The organism is Frankia sp. KB5, assembly GCF_002099325.1.
Classification (GTDB): domain Bacteria; phylum Actinomycetota; class Actinomycetes; order Frankiales; family Frankiaceae; genus Frankia; species Frankia casuarinae.
The window spans coordinates 14,558-37,366 of sequence record NZ_MRUJ01000135.1 but is presented as its reverse complement, the minus strand read 5'-3'; the positions used below and the strand labels follow the sequence as shown (position 1 = coordinate 37,366).

The following is a 22,809-nucleotide window of genomic DNA, read 5'->3' as shown; positions in this document are numbered from 1 at the left end:
CCGCCGATGCCGGGGGTGCCGGTTCGGGTGATTGTCGTGGTGGTGTCCCGGGCGGGGCGCGACTCGCGGTCGTCCGTCTCCCCCGGGCGGGCCAGTCGAACCGGATGCCCGGTCATCAGGCTCGTCGGCGTCTCGGTCGGATGCGTTAACGTCATGATCTCTTGATCCCCCTGATGATCGTGCTGTCCGGAATCTGGTATTCCCCAGACTCCGGACTGCGATGTCGGATGTGTGGCTAGTGGTCTTTGGTGCCGTCTGACTACGAACCGTGCTTACGAAGTCGCATTGTGGCAGCGATGGGGGTGGTCCTCCGGTCCGGGGCGGTGAAGGACCACGTTGTATTCCRCATTCTGTTACGCAGAGTTAATAAAAATGTCGACCTGACCGACTCGGCCCGGGTGCGGGCGCGCTCGACCGGACTGCCGCGGTCCCCGCTCCGTCTGGTCCCTCGAACAGGCGTTGGCCAGCGCGTCCTTGAAGGGGTCAATGGACGGTGAGGYGCGAGACGAGAAAACGCACAAGCACGCTCGCCCGGGATCCCGCCGATCCGAGCTCGGAGTCGACTACAGTGAGTTGTCGACCTACGCGTCGCACGGTGACCGCCGCCTCGACCTCCGTGTCGAGGGGGAGGGAGACGAACGGTGCAACGGCAGCCGGTGCGCCGAACCGTGGCGGTCGCCGGCCCAGGGCTGGGCACAGAGAGCAGCAGGGGATCGAGGAGACCGGATGCCGAGGGTTTCTCCCGTGCCTCGGGTGGGCGCGCGGGCCAGTCGCCAGGCGTGTCCAGAGGAAGGCTGGCGGCGCGCACGCTACCGCTCGTCCCGCGCGCGGCGGCGGTGAGGGAGATCTTCGAAGGCGAGAGCCGTTGACCCCCGGCTTAGTACGGGAACGGGGAGCGTGGCCGGGACAGCGGCTGGACGGCCTGGGCGGCGGGAGGGAGCCGTTCCGGCAGGGGCGGCACGGGATCACAAAGGATCATGGTCGTCCCCGCGGGATCGTACTGCGACGTCGAGGTTTCCCCGGGTACTGGTTCTGTCTAGCAGGATCAGTCGATTATCTGAAGGTATGGGGGTGCTGGTGACGCCTGTCACGCCGATCGGCCGCCGGCACCTGTTCGGCGGACGAGCTCGTCACGACCGTCACGACCGTCACGACCGTCACGTCCTCAGGCCCATGGCGACGGGACCGAGGACGTCCAGGTGGCCCGGCACGGGCCGACCTGGACGTCAGGATCGGGCGAGGTGAACCAGGATCAGACGAGGTCGAACCGGTCGAGGTTCATCACCTTGACCCACGCCGCGACAAAGTCGTGCACGAACTTCTCCCGCGCGTCGTCGCTCGCGTAGACCTCCGCGAGCGCGCGCAGTTCGGAGTTTGAACCGAAGACGAGGTCGGCGCGGCTGCCGGTCCACCTGACCTTGCCCGTGGCGGCATCGCGGCCCTCGAAGGTGTTCGCGTCCTCGGACGTCGTCTTCCACGTCRTGCCCAGCTCGAGCAGGTTGACGAAGAAGTCGTTCGTCAGCGACCCGGGGGTCGCGGTGAAGACGCCGAGCGGCGACTGCTGGTAGTTGGCGCCCAGGACCCGCAGACCACCGACGAGGACCGTCAGCTCGGGGGCGCTCAGGGTCAGCTGGTTCGCCCGGTCGAGCAGAAGGTACTCAGCCGGCAGGCGGTGGCCCTTCCCCAGGTAGTTGCGGAACCCGTCCGCCGTCGGCTCGAGCACCGCGAACGACTCCACGTCGGTCTGCTCCTGCGACGCGTCGGTACGTCCCGGTGCGAAGGGGACCTCGACGTCGAAGCCGGCGTTCGCGGCGGCCTGCTCGACGGCAACACCACCGGCGAGCACGATCAGGTCGGCGAGTGAGACCTGCTTGCCGCCGGTCTGGGCGGCGTTGAAGACCTCCTGGATTCTCGTCAGCGTGCGCAGGACCGCCGCCAGCTGGTCGGGTTCGTTGACCTCCCAACCGCGCTGTGGTTCGAGGCGGATGCGCGCACCGTTGGCGCCGCCGCGCTTGTCACCACCGCGGAACGTCGAGGCCGACGCCCACGCGGTGGAGACCAGCTGGGAGACCGACAGGCCCGAGGCAAGGATCTGACCCTTGAGAGTGGCGACGTCCGCGGCGTCGATGAGCTCGTGGGCCACCGCCGGGAGCGGGTCCTGCCACAGCAGCGTCTCGGTCGGGACCTCCGGGCCGAGGTAGCGCGCGACCGGCCCCAGGTCACGATGCGTCAGCTTGAACCACGCCCGGGCGAACGCGTCCGCGAACGCGCTCGGATTCTCCAGGAAGCGCCGCGAGATGGGCTCGTAGATCGGGTCGAACCGGAGGGCGAGGTCCGTCGTCAGCATCGTGGGGGCGTGGCTTTTCGCTGCGTCGTGGGCGTCGGGGACGGTGCCGGCACCGGCACCGTCCTTCGGCTTCCACTGGTTCGCACCGGCGGGGCTCTTCGTCAGCTCCCACTCGTAGCTGAACAGGATCTCGAAGAAGCTGTTGTCCCAGCTCACCGGGGTGTTCGTCCACGCACCCTCAAGCCCGCTGGTGATCGTGTCCCCACCCCTGCCGGTGCCGAAGGTGCTCGTCCAGCCGAAGCCCTGCTCCTCGATGGGGGCGCCCTCGGGCTCCGGGCCGACGTGCTCGTCCGGGTTGGCCGCGCCGTGGGTCTTGCCGAAGGTGTGGCCGCCGGCGATCAGGGCGACCGTCTCCTCGTCGTTCATCGCCATCCGGCGGAACGTCTCGCGGATGTCGCGCGCCGCGGCGATCGGGTCCGGGTTGCCGTTCGGGCCCTCCGGGTTGACGTAGATGAGACCCATCTGGACGGCGGCGAGGGGATTCTCGAGCTCCCGGTCGCCGGTGTAGCGCTCGTCGTCGAGCCAGGTGGTCTCGGGGCCCCAGTAGACGTCCTCGTCAGGCTCCCAGACGTCCACCCGACCGCCGGCGAAGCCGAAGGTCTCGAAGCCCATCGACTCCAGGGCGACGTTGCCGGCGAGGATCATCAGATCGGCCCATGAGATCTTCTGACCGTACTTCTTCTTGACCGGCCACAGCAGGCGGCGAGCCTTGTCGAGGTTCGCGTTGTCCGGCCAGCTGTTGAGGGGAGCGAAACGCAGCTGGCCGGCACCCGCACCACCGCGACCGTCGCTGATGCGGTAGGTACCCGCGCTGTGCCACGCCATCCGGATGATGAACGGGCCGTAGTGACCGTAGTCGGCCGGCCACCAGGCCTGCGAGGTAGTCAGCACCGCCGCGATGTCCTGCTTCACGGCGGCGAGGTCGAGGGTCCGGAAGGCCTCGGCATAGGTGAACTCCCCGCCGAGGGGGTTGGCCACGGCGGGGTTCTTGGCGAGGATCTTCAGGTTGAGCCGGTTCGGCCACCAGCCGCGGTTTCCGCCGCCCTGGGTGGGGTGCGGGGCGCGCCCGTGCGCGACCGGGCAGCCACCGCCGTTCTCCGCGTTCGTGTTGTACACGACTGCGTCATGGTTCTCGGACATGGGACCCTCCGGGCATAGACGGATCAGGAGCGATCAGGAACGCGTGCGGTGGAACAGCCGGGGCGCCGGCCCCAGTAGATGGCCGCGGCCGTCGTTGATGGCCTCGTTGACGGCCTCGTCGATCGAGAAGCCGCGCAGGGATGACTCCACTGTCATAACTGTCACACTGTCACGGTCGGCGACTCGGAAGAGAAATCGAAAAATTCCGCAACTTTGATAGCCTCAATCTATGGCTAGTCCGCACCCGACCCTGGCCCAGCTGCGCGCCCTCGTCRGAGTGGCCGATCACCGGCACTTCGGCCGCGCCGCGGYGGCCCTGCACGTCAGCCAGCCGACGCTGTCCAGCGCGGTGGCGGCGCTTGAGCGCACCCTGGGCGTCCAGCTCGTGGAACGCACCACCCGCAGCGTCCTGCTCACCGGGCTCGGGGAGGAGATCGTCCGGCGGGCCCGGGGGGTACTGGGTGCCGTCGACGACATCGGTGAACTGGCCATCCGGGCCCGGGAACCCCTGGTCGGTGACATCCGTCTTGGGGTCATCCCCACGGTGGCCCCCTACCTGCTCCCACAGCTGCTGCCGACGCTGCGGGAACGGTGGCCGCAGGCGCGGCTGCGGCTGCGGGAGTCTCAGACGGCCACCCTGCTGGCGGAGCTGCGCGGCGGTGCGCTCGATCTCGCGTTGCTCGCTCTGCCCACCGATGAGCCGGGGACAGCCGAGATCCCGCTGTACGACGAGGACTTTGTCCTCGTCACCCCCGCGGAGCACCCGCTGGCGGGTGGCGTTGCCGTGCCGGTCGCAGCCATCGGCGGGCAGGACCTGCTCCTGCTGGAGGACGGGCACTGCTTCCGGGCCCAGGCACTCGAGGTCTGCCGGGAGGCAGGGGCACGGGAGCGTTCCACCCTGCGTGCGGCGAGCCTGTCGACGATCGTCCAGATGGTCGCCGGTGGCCTGGGGCTGACCCTCGTCCCCGCCGCCGCTGTCGGAGTCGAGGTCGGCGAGGGGCGGGGCCTGGCCGTCGCCACGTTCCGCCGGCCCGCGCCGCACCGGCGCGTCGGCCTGGCCTACCGCTTGACCTCGGCCCGCGTGACGGACTGGAACCTGCTCGCCGCCGAGGTGCGGGCCGCCCTGCCGGGGACGGGTCTCGCCCTCGCCCCGGTGCCGGCCGCGGCGGTCTGACGCGCGCCCTCGGCGGGCTCCGGGGAACGCGGCAGGCCGGCCGCGAGCGCACGCCACTGTGCCACTGGCAGCGGATCCGTCTCGGCGGATTGCCGGCTGACAGCCGCGAGGATGTCATGCCATTCCTGCAGCGTGGTCACGATCGCGGGCTGGTCGCCGAGGTGCTCGAGGAGCCCCTGGGAGTGCGTTCAGCCGCGCGACCAGCCGGGGCAGGGCGGGATGCCGCGATGCCCGCACCGTCGCCCGGCTGTGGTTTCGTGCGGGCGGAGCTGGGCAGAAGGACTTTGGGCTCATTGTCCGTCAGCGGACAGGGCCAGGGTCCCGCCGGCTCGTCTTGATGAGGAAAACTGATTCGAGGGGATGGCGGGACCGCCGTGCTTCGCGGCCTCCACACCTGCCCGGGTGCTGTGTGCCCAGGCGGTGGCCGTCCCGGAGAGGTCGCGCCGGTTGTTCACCGTTCCGGCGGTTGCGGAACAACCCCGAAGCAGTGGTCAGTGTTTCCCGCCGCGGCCGATTTACCCGCCGACGACCAGGGAGACGGCGATGGAAGTGTTTGACCGATAACAGCTGATTGTGTGGTCGAATCGAATGATGTCGAAATGATATTGACGAGTGGAGGAACATCATGGCATTTCCGGTGCGAAGCAGCCAACGTCCGGCCCCGGTGATCAGGTGGGATCCGTTCCGGGAGATCGAGGACGCCTGGACCCGGATGGGAAGCCTGCTCGATGAGGTCGTCGGTGGCGCGGAAGGCCGACCGGTGGGACTGCTGGCCGCCGCCGTCATCCCGGTCGACATCGAGGAGACCGACGATGCCTACATCGTCGAACTCGAGCTCCCCGGGGTGCGCGGCCGCGATGTCTCGATCGACCTGCAGGATAACGAGCTTCGGGTCACCGGTGAGATCAAGGAGCGGGAACGGAAGGGCGTGCTACGCCGTCAGACCCGCCGGGTGGGCAGGTTTGAACATCGCATCGTGCTGCCGGGCGAGGTGGACCCGGAGTCGGTCAGTGCGTCGCTGGACGACGGGGTGCTGACGATCCGGCTCGCCAAGTCCAGGAAGAGTCAGCCCAGGCACATCGAGGTCACCGGCGGCAGTGGCGGCGGCAGCTGACCCGGCGGCGGGGCCGCTGCCCGCGTGTCCGCTATCCCCGGCGGAGGCCGTGCCCGCCTGGCCGCGGCGCCGTGGTGAATCCTGAATCCTGAATCCTCCATAAAACTACACCGGACAACCGGGTGTGGGCAGTTAGGATACTTACAACTACACAATCCCTACCAGAATGGTAGATTATTAAAATTCCCTCTGGACTCGCAACGGAATGGTCGTTAATGTTGCATCCGTTGTCTACGGAGGAGGGAAATGATCAACATCATTGGTGCGGGCTTCGGGCGCACCGGAACGCTTTCGCTCAAGTTGGCCCTCGAACAGCTCGGTTACGGCCCTTGTCATCACATGGACGAGGTCCTCGCGCACCGAGAGACCATTGCCGCATGGACGAGTGCCGCTGAAGGCGCTCCTGTGGACTGGGACTCGCTGTACGGCCAGTACAGATCGACAGTCGATTGGCCGGGAGCCCGGTTCTGGCGGGAGCTTGCGGACCACTACCCGTCGGCTCGAGTGATTCTTACGGTTCGCGACCCGGAAAAGTGGTATGACAGTGCGCGGAGCACACTGTTCCAGGCGATATCGAACCGACCGGCGCGAATGAGCGCGGAAGCCATGCGCGTGATCACCATGATGAATCTGGTGGTGTGGGACGGTGTCTTCAAGGGGCGTTTCGCAGACAAGGACCACGCCCTACAGGTCTTCGCGGAGCACAATGCCGCGGTGCAACGCGAGATCTCAGCCGACCGTCTGTTGGTATTCGACGTCGCCCAGGGGTGGGGGCCCCTGTGCGACTTCCTCGGTGTGCCGGTTCCGGGGGAACAGTTCCCCCGACTGAACAATCGAGAAGCCTACGCGGCGAAACACCGTGAACGTGTCGTCGCGGCCATGAGCGCGAGTGGTGTCCAGCCGTGAACCCGCCCAGCTCGGTGGCTGAGGCGGGGATTCCCGGCCCGGCGCGGTCCCGGGCACGTGCGCATCCCACGGCACCCGGAGCCGGCCGCCGGCGTGGAGGATCAGGAGCGGYGGGCGCGTAGCACCCGAGTGAGGACGTCCGGTCGCAGCAGGGCCGACGGCGGTTCGACCAGATTGATGATTCGCATGAACACCCGGGCCACCACCGGGTCGGTATGCGCGGCGGCGTGCACGTGGGGCAGATAGGCGTTGACCAGCCTGATCCGCGGGGTGCGCCGCCCCTGCACCTGTGGGTATCCTAGATCATTTCCGGTGGCCAGAGCCCAGGCCAGGTCGGCGGGAACGGCCGCGGCGGTGAAGAACCGCCGGGGCAGATCGGCGTCGGTGCGGGCGGCGGGTGGGCCGAGCGCGTCCGGCGTGTCCCGCAGGGCGTCCCGCAGCGCCAGCGCCTGCTGGGCCGCGACCGTCATCCCCTGGGCGTACAGCGGGTTGAGGCTGCACACCGCGTCCCCGAGGGCGACGAAGCCGGCGCTGGGCTCGCGCAGGCGTGCGTACGGGCGTCGCACCGATCCGCGAAAGCGGTAGGGGGTCGGATCCCCGAGCGGCTCGGCGTCGGCGATGAGCCGGGCGATGTCGGGAGYGGGCAGGGTTGCCGCGAAGCGGGCGAACCCGTCCGGGTCGGTGGGCGGATGCTCGCCGAGCATGCCGGCCAGGGTGACGATCCACCGATCGTCCTCCTGCGCGACGGCGCCACCGCCGCGCAGCCCGGGGATCGTCGAGATGATAACCGCACGTTGGCCGTCGAGGTCGCTCGCGCGTCGCCGGTAGACGCGGGATGCGTAGCCGAGGTCGACGTCGACCTGCTCGCGCACGGGCACGGGCAGCCCGTGCGCGGCGAGCCAGTCCGCTGCCCGGGAGCCGCGGCCGGTCGCGTCGACGACCAGCTCCGCCTCGATGACCTCGCCGCCGTCGAGGTGCGCATCCGCAGGGCGTACCCCGCCGGGCCAGGTGCTGCTGTCGGGCCGGGTGCCGTTGGCTTGGGTGCCGTTGACTCGGGCGTCGTCCGGCCGCGGGCCACTGTCGAGGCGTTCGACCCGGACCCCGACGATCCGGCCGGGTTCGTCCGGACCGCCCGGGCCGGGCCGGCCCACCAGCCCAACGGCGCGCACCCGCTGCAGCAGGCGGACCTGGGAACGGGCGAGTACGGCCTCCCGCAGCACGCTCTCCAGCAGCGGCCGGCTCGCCAGCAGGGAGGTGAGCCCGGTGTCGGTGGGGTACAATCGCCGCCCGCGGACGTACCACCGGGTCTCGACGAGCATGTGGGCGCGAGGCGCGCCGTGGCCGGTCACGGTGTCGGTGAACCCGGGGAACAGCTCCTCCAGGCACAACCGGCCTCGTTCGGTGAGGGCGTGCAGATGGGATCCCTGCGCGACGCCGCGGCGAGTACCCTCGGTGGTGAGGTCGTCTCGTTCGATGATCGTCACCCGGTCGAAGAACTCGGCCGTCACCCGGGCCGCGAGGAGCCCGGCCATCCCGGCGCCGAGGACGACGGCGTGCCCCCGGCTGCCGCGGGGCGGCCGGGAGTCCGTCAGGGCCGCGGAAGTTGACGTTCGRCTTGTCCTGGCGGCTGTCGCTGAGYGGCTCCAGGCAGCTCCAGCTTCTCGACCCGCGTCAGCAGCGTGCGCAGCAGGTGTCACATGAACTCCCTCTTGCCCGGTCTCTCGCGCGGTGCATGGAGCAGGTGCCTGGAGCAGGTTCATGGAGCCAGAGCAGCCATGAGGTATTGGCGGCCCGCCGGATCGACTCGTGGGTTAATCTTCCCGGAATCCTGGGCGAGAACATCATAAAAATCCAAGGACTTCGTCGTGGGCGCCATAGCCTGTTCCCATCGATCGATGGGATGACGTAATGACTGGCCGTTGATATTGTCGAACCAACTGTGGTGAAATAGAAACGAGTCCGCACAGGTCGACGGGACCGGGCCAGGGGAGATTCCAGCATGGCGACCTCCGACACCATCGAGAACGCGCACAGCTTTGACGTATTCCAGCACTATGAGCGGCTGCAGTGGAAGCTGGTCGACCTGCCGCTGGACGAGATCCGCAGGGATCTTGTCCAGCCCGAGTATATTGCGCTGGTCAAGGGTGCGGTCATGGGTGAGGCCACCTCCATCGCGGCGGTGCACGGCTTTCTCAACGAGTTCACCGACGATTACGACTGCTCTGCCTTCGTGAACATCTGGGGCTACCAGGAGCTCCAGCACCACTACGCCTTCCGGGCGTGGCTGCAGGCGGTGGACGCCCAGATCGACCAGCGCCGGATCGAGGCGTTGCGCGAGCCCTACGTGCCGGGCACCACGCCGAGCGCCACTTTGATCACCAACGTCATCTCGGAGATGACGGTGAACAYGGTCTACCGGACGATGTCGGAGTGGGTGCGCGAGCCGGTGCTGGCGGACCTCATGCTGCGCGCCAGCCGGGACGAGGCCGGTCATGCCCGGGAGTTCATGTACTTCGCGAAGCGCCGGCTGGAGCGGAATCCGCACGAGCTCGTGTCCGTGTTGGAGACGTTCCACTTCTACATGTCGAACAACCGGATCAAGCATCCGGTGGGGGAGTTCAAGCACCGCCTGCTCGAGGATCTTCAGGGCCACGAGACCATTGACACCGCGTTCGAGGTGTTCTTGCGGGTTTCCGAGCCGGATACGCTGGAACAGCTCCAAGTGAAGATCCGCAAGGCGCTCGGCAGCGTTCTCGGCCGGGAGTTCAACCGGAACTCCGACATCCGGCAGGCGTTGGTGGAGGCGATGCCCTGACCGCTTCGGCGATCGAGTTCGTCAGTACCGGGCCTGACGGTGCCGGGTTTGCCGGTACCGGGCCTGTCACGAACGGATCCGGTAGTTTCCCGTGCGGCCATCCACGCGGACGCGTCCCAGCCGGGACGCGTCCGCGTGATCGTGCGCGTGATCGTGTGGCGGCCGAGTCGTGGGGAGCTGAGCACGGTCCAGGGATCGCGGACCGCGCTCAGCTCCCGCAAATTCACCGGCCGCCGGTTCGTGGGACGGCCACTGCTGCTGCGCTGGTCCTGGCAGGGACCTACGGGGTGTCCAGGGTCGTCGACCGGCAGGCGTCGACGAAGCGAACCAGTTCGTCGACCTTGTCGGTGCGGACGTCGACCGCCCGGTTGACCACTCGGATGAGGTGCGGGTAGGCGTCGGTGTGATCGTAGCGGGCAGTCTCGGCGATCCGCAGGGCCCAGCGCCAGTAACCCCGGATCGTGTCGGCCAGTGGCATCCGGAAGTGCGCGATAACCTCCCGGATCGGCTCGATGACGGCGTCGCCGTGGCGGCGCAGGTACCGTTCCACGATGTCGGCCATGAAGGTGAAGTGCCGGGCCTCGTCCTTGGCGAGCCGGTTCAGCAGATCGGCCAACACCGGATCGCCGACGACCGCCCGCAGCTGCTGGTAGTACAGCTGGGTCGCCTTCTCCTGGACCAGGGCGTAGGCGAACAGCGAGACCGCGTGGTCGTGCGGCAGTTCGAAGTGCTTGCGCCCCTCGGTCGCCAGTTCCCGCCGCAGCTCGTCGGGATCGGCGATGCCGGCGGCGACCTGGTAGCGGAACAGTGCCCGGGCGTGGCTGTCCTCCTCCTGCGCCCAACGCACGGTGAAGTGGTAAAGCTCCCGGTTGTGCACGAAGGTCTCGACGTCGACGTCGGGGTTCAGCGGGAAGGCCCGCTCGTACACGCCGAAGTAGCCGGGCAGGTGGTCCTCGATCAACGTGATGAACCGGACCGCGGAGCGCTGTCCCTCGGTGAGCCGACCGGCGTCGGCGTTCTCCCAGGCGAACGTCGATTCGACGTCGAAGCGGCGGGTGGTGGAACCCGCCTGGTGGAAGGCGATGACGGCCGCCTCGACCTCGGCGGGAGGAAGCAGCGGCGCCAGGGCCGGGCGTGCGGGGGCTCGCGGTGGTTCGACGCCGCGGGCCTGGCCGAACGCCGGCCGGAGAATGTCGGATGCCGTCATGATGTGGATCCCGTTCCTCGCTCGGCGGCGGTCAGCGTGCCTTGCGGCACACCAGCGCGTAGTGCTTGGTGGTGTAGCCCCAGCCGGCGTTCGCGACCTCCAGATAGCGGCGCAGCGTCGCGGCCGTTCCCGGGCGGATCGCGTCGATCCGCTCCGCGGCCGCGTCGACGTTCACCAGCCAGTCGTCGATGGTGCGCCGGTAGTCGTCGGTGAGATCGTCGAGGCTCGCCAGGGAGAAACCGGCGTCCTCGGCGCCGGCGACGAGGTCGGACAGCGGCCGCATGTCCCCCCAGCCGAAGATCGATGCGCGGACGAACTCGGTCCCTTCCCGATGGTCGAACGCCGCCCGGGTGGCCGCGTTGCGAAAGCAGCTTTCCGACACGTACAGCCGTCCGTCGCGGCGCAGCAGCGCCCGGGCCCGCCGGAACACGACATCGAGGTCGGGCATGTGCACGATCGAGCCGAGCATCGTCACCGCGTCGAAACTCCCCGAGGGCAGCTCGACCGTCTCGAAGTGGCCCTGGATCGTGGTGACGCGGTCGCTCACGCCGAGCTCGGCGGCTCGCTGCGCGATGTAGGCGTGCTGTCGCCCTGCGGGGGAGACCCCGACGACCTCGGCTTCGTACTCGACCGCCATGAACAGCGTCAGCGAGCCCCAACCGCATCCGATGTCGAGGACGCGACCACCGCGGCGCAGGCCGAGCCGATCGGCGACGAAGTGGAGCTTGGCGATCTGCGCCTGCTCGAGGGTGTCGTGCTCCGTGCGGTAGAGACCCGAGCTGTACTTGCGCAGGGGATCGAGGAACAGGCCGAAGACCTCGGGCGGCAGGTCGTAGTGCTGATTGGTGTCGCTCGTCGTGGGTTCGGTGCTCGTCGTGGGTTCGGTGCTCGTCGTGGGTTCGGTGGCGAGGCCCGCCGCCGCCTCCGGCGCGGTGGTGACGGGCGAGCTCATGCGGCCTGCACCTGCAGCGCAGCCTGGACGACGTCGGCGACCTCGGCGACGGTGACCGCCGAGAAGACGTCATCGTCCTCGAGTTCGACGTCGTACTCGCGTTCCACCCGGGCGATCATCCGGAGCACCTTCACCGAGTCCGCACCCTCCACGGAGCGCAGATCGGCGTCCGCAGCCAGGTCCTCGATCGGGATGCCGAGCTCACGAGCGACGATGGCGGTGACGGTGGTGACGATCTCCGTATACGACACGGACATTCAGTGCTCCTCTGAGGTGGGGAGGCCGGCGGCGGTGGACCCGGTGGCCGGTGGTCTGGTGAGCGTCGCCGCCAGCGCCTGCGCGACGCGGTCGGCCTCGGTCGGATTCAGCATCATCCGGTCCCGGGCGGTGTCCATCGGGGTCGGGCGGTAGGTCGCGCTTGCGGTCGCGAGCAGCGTCCCGGCCTCGTCGAGGAGCTCGGCCTCGGCGTGCACCAGCCCGTTTGCTCTGCCGCCGCTTACGCCGCCGGCCGTGCCGCCGACCGGTGCCGCGTCCCCGCGGCCGGGGGTAGCATCCGGGACGCCGCGCAGCCGGGCGACGCAGCGGTATTCGGCGCCGACGCTCAGCGGGGCGAGGTAGCGTACCCGCAGCGCGGTGGTGAACGCGGTGAGCCCGACCTGCAGCACGATCAGATTGCCCATCGTCTCATCGACGATCACTCCGATGAGGCCACCGTGCACGACGCCGGGATAGGACTCGTGCCGGCGTTCGAGCCGGAAACGGGTCGAGATGCCGTCGGCGTGGGCGGAGAAGCGTAGTTGCAGCCCGTGCGGATTGTGCGGCGAGCAGCCGAAACACCGATAGTCCGCGAGCACGGACCACGGCACGCTCAGGTAGTCCTCCGGATCGTCGGCTTCCCGCGGGCCGTCAGGGCTCGGCGTCATCAGGTGGCTGTGCATCGGGCTCCCTGGTCGATGGGCGCGGAACGCGGTGGGTGTGCGGAATTGGACGCTGGGCTTGCGGGTCAGAGCACGCCGCGCCCGACCAGGTCGCGTACCGCCAGCCGTTGGAATTTGCCGCTGGAGGTGCGGGGCAGCGCGCCGGGCTCGACCAGACGCACCGTCACCGTGGACAGCCCCAGCGCCGCAGTCGCCGCCATCCGCAGGTCGGTCGCGAGTCGGGCTCGGTCCGCGGGCTCGGTCAGCGCGGTCTCGCCGACCACCGTGACGCCGCCGGCAGCCTTCGCTCCGGTGGCGTCCGGAGGGCTGCCGGCGGCGTCCGGCTGGTCGGGGGAGCCGAAGGCGACGACGCGACGTCGGTGCACGCCCGGAAGGTCACGCACCGCCGCTTCGGCGTCCTCGGGGTAGTAGTTCACGCCGCGTATAATGATCATTTCCTTGTCCCGGCCGGTCACGAACAGATCGTCGCCGCGCTGGAAGCCGAGGTCGCCGGTGCGCAGCCAGCCGTCCGCTGTGAAGCCCCCGGTCGTCAGGCCCCCCGCGGTGAGGTAGCCCGAGGTGACCGAACCACCCCGGATCTGGATCTCGCCCACCCGCAGGCTCGGCGCCAGACCGTCGCCGAGCGGATCGGCCAGGACGTCACCGTGCAGGTCGGCGATGCGAATCCGGATGTCGCGGACCGGCCGGCCGACGGCGACCAGCCCCTTGGCGCGCGGATGCTCGCGCGGGACCTCCGTCACGATTCCCTCGGCGGCGAGTCGGTCCCGGTCGACCCAGGTGACCACGGGGGCGCGGCCCAGCGGCGGGAAGGCCACGGCCAGGGTGGCCTCGGCCATCCCGTACACGGGGAACATCGCCGTGGGGGCGAACCCGGCCGGCGCGAAGTGGTCGAGGAAGCGCTCGACGCCGACCGCGGAGACCGGCTCGGCTCCGTTCAGCGCGACGCGCCACCGGCGCATGTCCAGCCCGGGTACCTCGTCTGGGTCGATCGCCCGGACGAGGTCGTCGTAGGCGAAGTTCGGCGCCGGCGAGATCGTGGCGCCGCTGGCGAGGAACGAGCGCAGCCAGCCGGCGGGGTCACGGACGAAGTCCGCCGGGGACCAGACGGTCATCGGGATGCCGGTCATGATCGCGCTGAGGGTCGCGAACAGCCCCATGTCGTGGAACAGCGGCAACCAGATTCCGCCGTGATCGCCTTCACCGAGCCGGATGCCGTCGATGATCGCGCGGATGCCGCACAGCACGGCGCGGTGGCTGAGCACCACGCCCTTCGGGGCCGCGGTGCTGCYGGAGGTGAACTGCACGATCGCGACGTCGTCCGCACCCACCGCACCCACCGCACCCACCGGGCATTCGGGACCCGGATGTGGCTGGCGTGTGGGCGTGGCGGGACCGACGTCGCGGACCAGGTCAGCCGCGGGGAGGAACCGGAGTCCGCCGAGCCGGTCGGCCGTGCGGCGCAGGATGGCCGACACTCGGCCGCCGGTGACCACCCGGTGGATGCCCGCGGCCGCCGTAGTGCGCGAGACCCGGTCGGCATAGCCGTTGAGGTCGTGCGCGGTGGTCGGCAGTGGCAGCGGACAGGCCGCCGCGCCCGCCCGACTGATCGCGAAGAGCGCGAGCAGAAACTCGGCCGAGTTCGCGGCCAGCACCCCAACCCGCTCGCCGGCCTGGACCCCGTCCGTCGTCAGCGCGGCCGCGATGATCCGGGAGGTGGCCGCGAGGTCCCGCAGCGAGATCACCTCGTGGGTGGACGGGAACGTGACGGGCGTGTCGGGATGCCGGGCGGCCGCGACGTCCAGTGCGTCGTGCAACGTCTCGGCGTCGAGCGGCTCATGGTGCCCGCGAGCGTCGGTCGTGCCGGTCGGGTCGGTCGGGTGGCTGCCGTGGGTCGCGTGGGTCGGCCCGCCGGTCGTCGCCGACCGTGGGGGGCCCGGCCGCGGATGGAGAGTCGGAGACATGGGCGAGATGGCGGAGGTGGGCGAGGTGACCTCGCTCCKGATGGCAGGCATGATCCGCGCTCCTGTCTTCCGCGTCCGGGTGTCTTCCGCGTCCGTGCGACGGATGGGGCCCGGCCGGCACCGAGGCGACGGCGGCCGAACAGCAGCCGATCGGGCCGCCCGTCGGGTGTACTCGCCCGTCGGGTGTACTGATCTCTGTCCGTCGGGTGTACTGATGATCGGATGTGCTGATGAATGCCGCGGGCGGCAGGAAAAGGCTCGTGGGTATGGTGGTCGTTCGTCAACAAAAATTTAGGTAATCTATTGATCCATCAGGGCCGACAATACATCACCGAATCGTTCCGGCGGTCGGAAAATTCATCCGATGGTTTCCTGGGAGTTCACCTGGGTGTCGTCCTGGTGGTATCAAATGTACCGATCACCTCGCCGGGTCGCCGGGTCGCCGGCTCGGCGCGCGACCGCGACCGCGACCGCGACCGCGACCGAAGCAAGTTTCCCGTGTCCGGCCGGAATCCGGAGACAAGGGTCAGGAGACAAGACTCGGGAACGGAACTGAGGGTCCCCACCCGCCGCCACCGTCCTTACTCATCCCATCCATCGCCTCCATTCCCTCATTTCTCACCGCCGCGATCAGGCTCCGGGCAGGTGGCCTGAACGCACAGGTCCCGGGGCGCTTCCAGGTGGAGACCCACCGTGAACCGAGCTCCGTGGCACCACCCGCGCCGGCATTCGTCGGACCGACGATGAGGAGCACGTCATGGCAGTCACAACCGATTCCGTATTCGCCGGGGCGGACGCCGGTACCGGCGTCGCGGCCGACCACGGGAAACCGCTCCCGGACCAGGCGCCTGATCTGCTGGCCGCGTTGTTCGATCCCGCGAACAGGCCGAATCCCTATCCGCTCTATGCGCGCCTGCGGGCAGCCGGCCGGCTGCACGAGACGCCGTTCGGACTGCGGGTCGCCACCCGGCACGACGACTGTGTAGCGGTACTGTCCAACCAGAGCTGGGGGCACGATCAGGAGGCCCACCAGCTGCATCCCACCTTGCCCGCCGAGGAGTTCCCGGCGACGTTCCTGTGGATGGAGCCGCCGGACCACACCCGGCTGCGCGGCCTGGTGAGTAAGGCGTTCACCCCGGGTCGGGTCGCCGATCTGCGGCCGCGTATCACCGCCCTCGTCGACGATCTGCTCGACACCGCGCTGCGGGCCGGAGAGTTCGACCTCATCGAGACGATCGCGTACCCGCTGCCACTCACGATCATTTGTGAGATCCTCGGGGTGCCGGCGGCCGACCACGGCATCATCCAGATCTGGTCGCAGGCGTTGGCCAGGGCGTTCGACCCGGACGTCCTGATGTCTCCGGAGGCGTTGGCGGAGCGTAACGACGCCATCCCCGAGTTTCTCGCCTACTTCCGTGCGCTGGTCGCGCGCAGCCGCCGCAGCGGTGGCGACGATCTGCTCAGCGCGCTGGCTGCCGTCGAGGAGCAGGGTGATCGGCTGACCGAGGACGAACTGCTCGGCACCTGCGTGACCCTGCTGATTGCCGGCCACGAGACGACGGTCAACCTGGTCGGCAACGGGGCGCTGGCGTTGCTGCGTAACCCCGACCAGACGGCGTTGCTGCGCGACGAACCGGATCTCATCCGGCCCGCCGTCGACGAGCTGCTACGCTATGACTCCCCGATCCACCTCAACACCCGGGCAGCGACCCGGGAGATGACGGTGGGTGGCCGAACCTTTTCCCCGGGTGAGGGTGTGGTGGCGTTGATCGCTTGCGCCAATCGTGATCCGGAGGCATTCGACGACCCGGACCGTCTCGATGTGCGCCGCTACGTGGCAGGCTCCGGCGCGTCCCGGCACCTGTCGTTCAGCCTCGGTCACCACTACTGCCTCGGCGCGCCGTTGGCGTTGCTCGAGATGGAGATCTTCCTGGCGGGGTTCCTCCACCGGGTCCGGTCCGCCGAGCTTCTCGTCGATTCGCCGCCCTACAAATCCAACCTGCTCATCCGAGGACTGGCGGAGCTCCCCGTCCGCTTCCGGGGATAGTGCCGCAAAGTCGCGGATCGAGCCGCTTCTGATATTCTGCTCGAAGTCAAGTGCCAGGTCGGAGGCGTGGTGGATGCCACGTCGGGCGAATCTTACACCGTACCTTCCGTATCTCCACACGCCGTATTCACCCGTAGTTTTTCGGGATCGCTAGCGTGTCCGCGGGAGGTACCATGGAGAGCAAGATCGATTTCCGATACCTCGTCTCTTTCTTGGCGATCGCAGAAGAACTCCACTTCGGCCGGGCCGCGGCCAGGCTCCATCTGGCCCAGCCCTCTCTCAGTCAGCAGCTCCAGCGTCTCGAACGTGACATCGGTGTCGAACTGGTCAACCGGACCTCCCGGGAGGTCCGGTTGACCCCGGCGGGCCGGGCCTTCGAGATGGAGGCACGACGTCTGCTGGAACAGGCACGACAGGCGGTCCGGGCGGCCAGGGAGGCCGCTTCCGGCCGGACCGGTCGGATCTCCATCGGGTTCAACTTCCCCGCCGGGGAACGGGTCCTCCAACCCACCCTGCTACGGCTCAACGCTGACTACCCGAACGTCTCGACCACTCTCTGGGAGGCTCGCAGCGGCCCCCAGCTGTCCGCCCTCACCGCGGGAAAACTCGACGTCGCGCTCGTGTTCGCCGGGCCTCTCGCGGCCCAGTTGCGGTCCCATCGGGTCTTCACCGTGCCGCTGGTGGCGCTCGTCGGGCGAAACCATCCGTGGGCGGACCGTCGCCAGGTCTCGTTCCGGGAGCTGGCGGGCCAGGGATGCGTGCTGTTCCGCCGGGAACAGAGCCCGGCGATGCACGACGCTATCCTCGCCGCCGCCGACCGCTGTGGCATCCGCCTGAGTGTGGCAGAGGAGGTCGACGACTCCGGCGCCACCGGCATCGTCGTCACGACCAGGCCGGTGGTGGCCTTCGCGTCGGCGGATCGCGGCGCGCATGTGCCCACGAAGGGCCCCGTCGCGGTGCGGCTCGTCGACCCGGTACCGACTGTCGGCGCGTACGCGGTCTGGCGTCCGGATCCGCAGCCCGTCGTCACGGCCTTCCTCAACAGCCTCGACGCCGCCGGGCCGTTCCTGGGACCGCCGTCCCTGGATCCGTCCAGGTCGGACGAGCCGGCGACCGGCCCGGCACCAAGGCCGCGGAGCACGCCCGCGGCCTTGACCTCGGTGACCGCCGGTGCGTGCTCGCTGATCCGGCAGGCCTGAAGACCGGCAGGCCTGAAGATCGGCAGGCCTGAACAATGGATCGATCAGAGAAAACCATCGCGGTCAGCTCCACAGCGACGTCCGTACCCATTCACATGGGCTGGGAAGACGGTTAGCATGAAGAAGCGGCCGGGCTTGTCCCGTTCCACTCGCGGTGCCATTTGGAGTGATGGGTGCGATGTCGGAACGTCTTTGTCATCGTCTTTTCCATCGCATTTAATAGGGGATTTTTCGTCGACCATCCGGGCTGACCTGTGCGCGTCCGGGAACGGGGATCAGGGGATCAACTGTGAACATTCTGCGGGTGCCCGGAGGTACTGAGCTGCCCGCCGACCGAGGGCTGGCCGCCGCCGTCCTTACTGAGGTCGCCATGGTCGCCGACCGGCCGGTTCTGGCCCATCAGGTGGACGGAGGCTGGCGCGATGTGACCGCGGGCCGGTTCTGCTTCGACGTCGCGGCCGTCGCCAGGGGCCTGGTGGCGCACGACGTCGGGGTTGGCGACCGGGTTGCGATCATGGGTCGGACCGGTTACGGCTGGGCCGTTGCCGACTTCGCGATCTGGAGCATCGGCGCGGTCACCGTCCCCGTCTACCCGACCTCCTCGGCCCACCAGGTCGACCACATCATCGGTGACTCCAAGGCCTCGTGGTGCTTCGTCGAGACACCCGACCACGAGCGCCTGGTCCTGTCAGCGGGTCTTCCCGCGACGCGCGTCTGGTCGCTGGACGAGGCCGTGTCGGCACTCGGCACCGCCGGTCAGTCCGTCGCGGAGTCCGAGGTGCTCCGCCGCCGGGACGCGGTCCGGGCCGACGACCTCGCGACAATCGTCTACACCAGCGGGACGACCGGCGTGCCGAAGGGCTGCCTGCTGACCCACGCGAACGTCTTCTCCGCCGCCGTCAACTCGGTGGAGCGGCTGGACCCGGTGATGCGTCCGGCCACCGGCTCGGCCAGTACCATTCTTTTCCTTCCGCTCTCGCACGTGTTCGGGCGTGTGACCATGATCGGGTGTCTGTGGGCCGGAGTGCGGACGGCCCTGCTGCCGGACCCCGGGGGCCTCGTCCCGGCGCTGCGCACCTTCCGCCCCACCTTCCTGATCACCGTTCCGTCGGCGCTGGAGAAGATGCGCAAGGGCGCGCGGGCGGCGGCGGCGGGCGGACTCTCGGGGCGCCTGTTCGCCGCGGCCGAACGGACCGCCTGCGTGCTGGGTCGGGCCCGGCGTGGGCAGGGCGGCCTGGGGCTCGTCACGCGGCTTCAGGCTCCGCTGTTCGACCGGCTGGTGTACCGCCGGTTGYGCGCGGCGTTCGGCGGGCGCCTGCGCCACGTCGTGTGCGGGGGAGCGACGCTCGACCCCTCCACCGCCGAGTTCCTCACCGGGGTCGGGGTGCACGTCCTCGGCGCCTACGGGCTGACCGAGGCCTCGACGGCCGTCAGCATCAGCGCTCCCGGGCTCGACCGGCCGGGCAGCACGGGCCGTCCGCTGCCGGCGACCACCGTCGCGATCAGCGACGAGGGCGAGGTCCTGGTGGCTGGGCCGCAGGTCTCGCCGGGCTACTGGCCGGATCGGACGGGCGCGCACGAGCCGTGGTTGCGCACCGGTGACCTCGGTCGGCTCGACGACGACGGGTATCTCCACATCACCGGTCGAATCAAGGAGATCATTATCACCACCGGGGGGAAGAACGTCTCGCCGGCACCGCTGGAGGACCGCATCCGGCTGCACCCGCTGGTCAGCAACGCCATAGTGATCGGGGAGAACCGGCCGTTCGTGACGGCCCTCGTGACCCTCGATCGGGCCGCCGTGCAGGCCTGGGCCCGGCGAGGCGGTCACAAGCTGGACGAGGCCGCCGCCCACACCGACCCTCGGCTGGTCGCCGAGGTCAGCGCCGCGGTCGACGCGGCGAACGCGCAGGTCTCGCGGGCCGAGTCGGTGCGGAAGTTCCGCCTCCTGAGCCACGACTTCACCATCCAGGGCGGCCAGCTCACCCCGTCGTTGAAGCTTCGCCGTGCCGTGATCGAGGAGGAGAACGCCAAGGAGATCGAGGAGCTGTACGCGTCCTGACCGCCCGGTACCGGTCCGGCACCTGGCCCCGGCACCGGTCCGGCACTGACCTCCGCCCGCCTGGATCTCGGCGCATCGAAACGGAGCCGCACGTGGATTCCGCCGCACCGTCCCTGGGAGCACCGGATTGGCCCGCACGGTCCGACCCGGAGATGGAACCGCCCGGCCACACCCGGCTGCGCGGCCTGGTGAGCAAGGCGTTCACCCCGCGCACGATCGAGGGGATGCGGCCGTGGGCCGAGCAGGTCGTTGACGACCTGCTGAGCCGCCTCATCCAGCGGGGCCTGACGTCGCTGCCGCTGAGCCTCACTCCCGGAGGCGTCGCGTGAGCATCGAGACGACCGACCCGACGGCGAACGGGCGGACGACAGCCAGGCAGGCGGTGGGCCGGCAGGCGGCGCGGCAGGTGGTGGTCACCGGTCTCGGGGCCACGACACCGCTCGGCGGCGACGTCGCGTCGACGTGGAGCGGCGTGCTGGCCGGCCGATCCGGGATCCGCCGGCTCGATGAGCCGTGGGCGCAGTCGCTGCCGGTCCGCATCGCCGCGCCGGTGGCCGTCGAGCCGCAGCTTGGCCGGGTGGAGGCACGCACGCTCGACCGGGGGCAGCGGCTTGCCCTCGTCGCAGCCCGGGAAGCCTGGGCCGACGCGGGCACCCCCACGCCGGAGCCGGAACGTTTCGCCGTCGTCGTCGGTTCCGGGGTCGGCGGCCTCACCACCCTGCTCGACCAGTACGACGTGTTCCGGGAGCGCGGGGCGCGCCAGGTGTCCCCGCACCTGGTGCCGATGCTCATGCCGAACGGACCGGCCGCGGCGGTGGGTCTCGCGCTCGGTGCCCGCGCCGGGGTGCACGCTCCGGTGAGCGCCTGCGCGTCCGGTGCGGAGGCCATTGCCACCGCCGTCGACCTGATCCAGGCCGGTCGAGCGGATGTCGCCGTCGCCGGTGGCACGGAGGCCGCCGTCCATCCGCTCCCGCTCGTGGGATTCGCGCAGATGCAGGCGCTGTCCCGCCGTGAGGACCCGCCGGAGTCGGCGTCCCGGCCGTTCGACAAAGTCCGGGACGGATTCGTGCTCGGCGAGGGTGCCGGGATGTTCGTCCTGGAGGCCGCCGAGCACGCCCGCGCCCGCGGCGCCCGGGTCTACACGACCGTGGCCGGCGCTGGGGTCAGCGCCGACGCCTATCACGTCGCAGCCCCCGACCCGACGGGAGCCGGGGCGGCGCGGGCCGTGCGCCGGGCGTTGCACGCCGCCGGTCTTGACCCGGCGGACGTGGTGCACGTGAACGCGCATGCCTCGGGGACACCGGCTGGCGATCTCGCCGAGAGCCGTGCGCTGCGCGGCGCGCTGGGCGCGGCGCTCGACGGTGTCGCGGTGACGTCGACGAAGTCGATGACCGGACATCTGCTGGGCGCGGCCGGCGCGGTGGAGGCGCTGCTCTGCGTGCTGACGTTGCGGGAGCGGACGGTCCCGGCGACCCGCAACCTCGAGGCGATCGACGACGAGATCACGCTGGACGTGGTGACGATGGACAACAGGCCGATCCGGACCGGCGCGGCGCTGTCGACGTCGTTCGGCTTCGGCGGCCACGATGTCTGCCTCGCCTTCACCCCCTGGCCCTGACCGTCGGTCGCCTCGCCGTGGTCGGTACGTCTGCCCGAGCGGACACCGGACGGCCATGGCGGGAGCATCGGGTGCGCACGATGCTCAGAAAGTCGCCATGCACATGTTGCCAAAGATCCGACTAGCCGTAACCATTGGCCCGTGATGTCCTACGAACAGGTACTGCAGGTGTCCGATCCGCTCGAGCGAGCCGCGTTGGCAGATGATCTGATGTGGGCTGACCATCCGCGCAGACTGGATCTGCGCACAGCACGTGGGGTGGCCATTCGGGAGGCGTTGGAGGCGGGGCGGTCGCCCGACGACGTCGCCCGCCGACTCGTCGTCACCGTGGCCGATCTGACCTGGATGGCCGCGCCTGCGGCATCCGCCGTAGCTTGATCCGTCGAGGGCCGGTCGGACAACGGCGTCCGCCGACCCGAACCCCACTGTCGGTTGTCCACCCTCGGAACCGTGCCGTCACCCACGGCCTTTCAGGGCCGCAGTCGGAACGGTGGGTAGTCGTCCGTGGTCAGAATGACCGCGTAGCAGACCACCCGGTTCGTCCAGCGCAGCACGCCGACGACGAAGTCGAACAGTCCCCGCGGGAGGCGTCCGGTGAGGAGCACGGCGAACCAGCCGACGATCATCGCCGCCACCGTCGCGATATACAGGAAGAACAGCGCGATGTAGTGCGGGACCGCCAGCAGCCACTTGACCAGGGGCAGCCAGCGGTTCAGACGCGCGGCGTCCGGATAGGGAATCGTCAAGTGGACGGCCTGTTCGTCCTCCGTCGAGGGATATTCGTCCCGCAGCAGGGTGAGATAGGCCACGACCCGGTTCGTGAAACTCAGTAGAGCGACATTCCAGTCGAACCACCACCGCGGGTACCTCTGCCGGAAAAGAATCAGCAGCAGGGGAGCGAAGAACAGCAGCCCGCCGCCGAACATCGCACTGTTTCTGCCGTATCCCGTACCGCCGACCGCCGCGAGGACGACCGCGATCGGGATGACCGTGATAATTCGAAAGAACACGGTGAGTCGATCGCGCTCCCCTGTCGGGTAGTCGATCTCGAAGGACACCGGATGGCCGGGGTGCCGCGGCTCTACGCTAAATGTCCCCTGGTCGGTCATGGCTGCTCCCTGGTAAATCGGTAACCTCGTCCTGCCGGCTTATTTTCGGTCAGCGGTGCCGGGTGCGAGAGAGCCATGAGTCCCCCTTTTTCGGTCGGATCGGACCGAGGCGGCCACGGCGAACCATCCGGCTGACGGTGTTCCTTGCCGCCACCCCTGCCACCAGCAAGATTGGTGCGGAATATATTCTTTTGCGCAGTCTTGTCGTCTTTATGGAGAA

The 22,809-nt window shown here is 69.3% G+C and carries 19 protein-coding genes; 10 read left to right on the top strand and 9 right to left on the bottom strand.

Annotation, left to right across the window (positions count from 1 at the left end):
- Positions 1-1,252: 1,252 nt before the first annotated feature.
- On the bottom strand, positions 1,253-3,487 hold the full coding sequence (gene katG, locus KBI5_RS14245) for a catalase/peroxidase HPI (RefSeq protein WP_085015497.1): 2,235 nt from the start codon (positions 3,485-3,487) through the stop codon (positions 1,253-1,255).
- Positions 3,488-3,520: 33 nt separating this feature from the next.
- Positions 3,521-3,652, bottom strand: a complete 132-nt coding sequence (locus KBI5_RS28410) for a hypothetical protein (RefSeq protein WP_255353890.1) — start codon at positions 3,650-3,652, stop codon at positions 3,521-3,523.
- A 64-nt stretch (positions 3,653-3,716) separates the two neighbouring features.
- Between KBI5_RS28410 and KBI5_RS14240 the strand changes: the two genes are divergently transcribed.
- The 3 genes from KBI5_RS14240 to KBI5_RS14230 all read left to right on the top strand — a co-directional run bounded on the left by KBI5_RS14240 (position 3,717) and on the right by KBI5_RS14230 (position 6,681).
- On the top strand, positions 3,717-4,661 hold the full coding sequence (locus tag KBI5_RS14240; RefSeq protein ID WP_085015496.1) for a LysR substrate-binding domain-containing protein: 945 nt from the start codon (positions 3,717-3,719) through the stop codon (positions 4,659-4,661).
- Between the two features lie 625 nt (positions 4,662-5,286).
- A complete protein-coding gene (locus KBI5_RS14235; protein WP_011436356.1) occupies positions 5,287-5,775 on the top strand; it encodes an Hsp20/alpha crystallin family protein in 489 nt (162 codons plus the stop codon).
- A 246-nt stretch (positions 5,776-6,021) separates the two neighbouring features.
- Positions 6,022-6,681, top strand: coding sequence for a sulfotransferase family protein (locus KBI5_RS14230; protein WP_035912232.1), 660 nt, complete (start codon positions 6,022-6,024; stop codon positions 6,679-6,681).
- 101 nt (positions 6,682-6,782) lie between these two features.
- Here the strand turns inward: KBI5_RS14230 and KBI5_RS14225 are convergent, their stop codons facing one another.
- Entirely contained in the window at positions 6,783-8,213 is a 1,431-nt protein-coding gene (locus KBI5_RS14225) for an FAD-dependent oxidoreductase (RefSeq protein ID WP_241882903.1), read from the bottom strand.
- A 467-nt stretch (positions 8,214-8,680) separates the two neighbouring features.
- On the opposite strand from KBI5_RS14225, the gene KBI5_RS14220 reads away from it, so the two are divergent.
- Positions 8,681-9,496 (top strand): ferritin-like domain-containing protein, encoded by an 816-nt coding sequence (locus KBI5_RS14220; protein ID WP_085015494.1) that lies wholly within the window; start codon positions 8,681-8,683, stop codon positions 9,494-9,496.
- A gap of 280 nt (positions 9,497-9,776) precedes the next feature.
- Here the strand turns inward: KBI5_RS14220 and KBI5_RS14215 are convergent, their stop codons facing one another.
- The 5 genes from KBI5_RS14215 to KBI5_RS14195 all read right to left on the bottom strand — a co-directional run bounded on the left by KBI5_RS14215 (position 9,777) and on the right by KBI5_RS14195 (position 14,605).
- Positions 9,777-10,703, bottom strand: coding sequence for an acyl-ACP desaturase (locus KBI5_RS14215; protein ID WP_011436359.1), 927 nt, complete (start codon positions 10,701-10,703; stop codon positions 9,777-9,779).
- A gap of 31 nt (positions 10,704-10,734) precedes the next feature.
- A complete protein-coding gene (locus KBI5_RS14210) occupies positions 10,735-11,655 on the bottom strand; it encodes a class I SAM-dependent methyltransferase (RefSeq protein ID WP_011436360.1) in 921 nt (306 codons plus the stop codon).
- Positions 11,652-11,912 (bottom strand): acyl carrier protein, encoded by a 261-nt coding sequence (locus KBI5_RS14205; RefSeq protein WP_011436361.1) that lies wholly within the window; start codon positions 11,910-11,912, stop codon positions 11,652-11,654. The genes KBI5_RS14210 and KBI5_RS14205 overlap by 4 nt, the downstream gene beginning before the upstream one ends.
- Complete coding sequence (locus KBI5_RS14200) at positions 11,913-12,593, bottom strand: PaaI family thioesterase (RefSeq protein ID WP_011436362.1); 681 nt, start codon at positions 12,591-12,593, stop codon at positions 11,913-11,915.
- Positions 12,594-12,658: 65 nt separating this feature from the next.
- Positions 12,659-14,605 (bottom strand): AMP-binding protein, encoded by a 1,947-nt coding sequence (locus tag KBI5_RS14195; RefSeq protein WP_085015493.1) that lies wholly within the window; start codon positions 14,603-14,605, stop codon positions 12,659-12,661.
- Positions 14,606-15,311: 706 nt separating this feature from the next.
- On the opposite strand from KBI5_RS14195, the gene KBI5_RS14190 reads away from it, so the two are divergent.
- The 6 genes from KBI5_RS14190 to KBI5_RS14165 all read left to right on the top strand — a co-directional run bounded on the left by KBI5_RS14190 (position 15,312) and on the right by KBI5_RS14165 (position 21,858).
- Positions 15,312-16,601, top strand: a complete 1,290-nt coding sequence (locus tag KBI5_RS14190; RefSeq protein ID WP_011436364.1) for a cytochrome P450 — start codon at positions 15,312-15,314, stop codon at positions 16,599-16,601.
- A gap of 185 nt (positions 16,602-16,786) precedes the next feature.
- Positions 16,787-17,800 (top strand): LysR substrate-binding domain-containing protein, encoded by a 1,014-nt coding sequence (locus tag KBI5_RS14185; RefSeq protein ID WP_082456797.1) that lies wholly within the window; start codon positions 16,787-16,789, stop codon positions 17,798-17,800.
- 289 nt (positions 17,801-18,089) lie between these two features.
- A complete protein-coding gene (locus KBI5_RS14180; protein WP_085015492.1) occupies positions 18,090-19,862 on the top strand; it encodes an AMP-dependent synthetase/ligase in 1,773 nt (590 codons plus the stop codon).
- A 92-nt stretch (positions 19,863-19,954) separates the two neighbouring features.
- Entirely contained in the window at positions 19,955-20,191 is a 237-nt protein-coding gene (locus tag KBI5_RS28405) for a hypothetical protein (RefSeq protein ID WP_011436367.1), read from the top strand.
- A gap of 53 nt (positions 20,192-20,244) precedes the next feature.
- Positions 20,245-21,480: a beta-ketoacyl-ACP synthase II gene (locus KBI5_RS14170; protein ID WP_035734092.1), complete on the top strand. Its 1,236-nt coding sequence runs from the start codon at positions 20,245-20,247 to the stop codon at positions 21,478-21,480.
- 168 nt (positions 21,481-21,648) lie between these two features.
- A complete protein-coding gene (locus KBI5_RS14165) occupies positions 21,649-21,858 on the top strand; it encodes a hypothetical protein (protein WP_235609312.1) in 210 nt (69 codons plus the stop codon).
- 92 nt (positions 21,859-21,950) lie between these two features.
- Here the strand turns inward: KBI5_RS14165 and KBI5_RS14160 are convergent, their stop codons facing one another.
- Entirely contained in the window at positions 21,951-22,589 is a 639-nt protein-coding gene (locus KBI5_RS14160; RefSeq protein ID WP_011436370.1) for a DUF4389 domain-containing protein, read from the bottom strand.
- Positions 22,590-22,809 lie beyond the last annotated feature (220 nt).

Coding starts and splice junctions, on each gene's coding strand:
- KBI5_RS14235 (WP_011436356.1), top strand. CDS start 5,287: ATGGCATTTCCGGTGCGAAGCAGCCAACGTCCGGCCCCGGTGATCAGG.
- KBI5_RS14230 (WP_035912232.1), top strand. CDS start 6,022: ATGATCAACATCATTGGTGCGGGCTTCGGGCGCACCGGAACGCTTTCG.
- KBI5_RS14215 (WP_011436359.1), bottom strand. CDS start 10,703: ATGACGGCATCCGACATTCTCCGGCCGGCGTTCGGCCAGGCCCGCGGC.
- KBI5_RS14210 (WP_011436360.1), bottom strand. CDS start 11,655: ATGAGCTCGCCCGTCACCACCGCGCCGGAGGCGGCGGCGGGCCTCGCC.
- KBI5_RS14205 (WP_011436361.1), bottom strand. CDS start 11,912: ATGTCCGTGTCGTATACGGAGATCGTCACCACCGTCACCGCCATCGTC.
- KBI5_RS14200 (WP_011436362.1), bottom strand. CDS start 12,593: ATGCACAGCCACCTGATGACGCCGAGCCCTGACGGCCCGCGGGAAGCC.
- KBI5_RS14190 (WP_011436364.1), top strand. CDS start 15,312: ATGGCAGTCACAACCGATTCCGTATTCGCCGGGGCGGACGCCGGTACC.
- KBI5_RS14160 (WP_011436370.1), bottom strand. CDS start 22,589: ATGACCGACCAGGGGACATTTAGCGTAGAGCCGCGGCACCCCGGCCAT.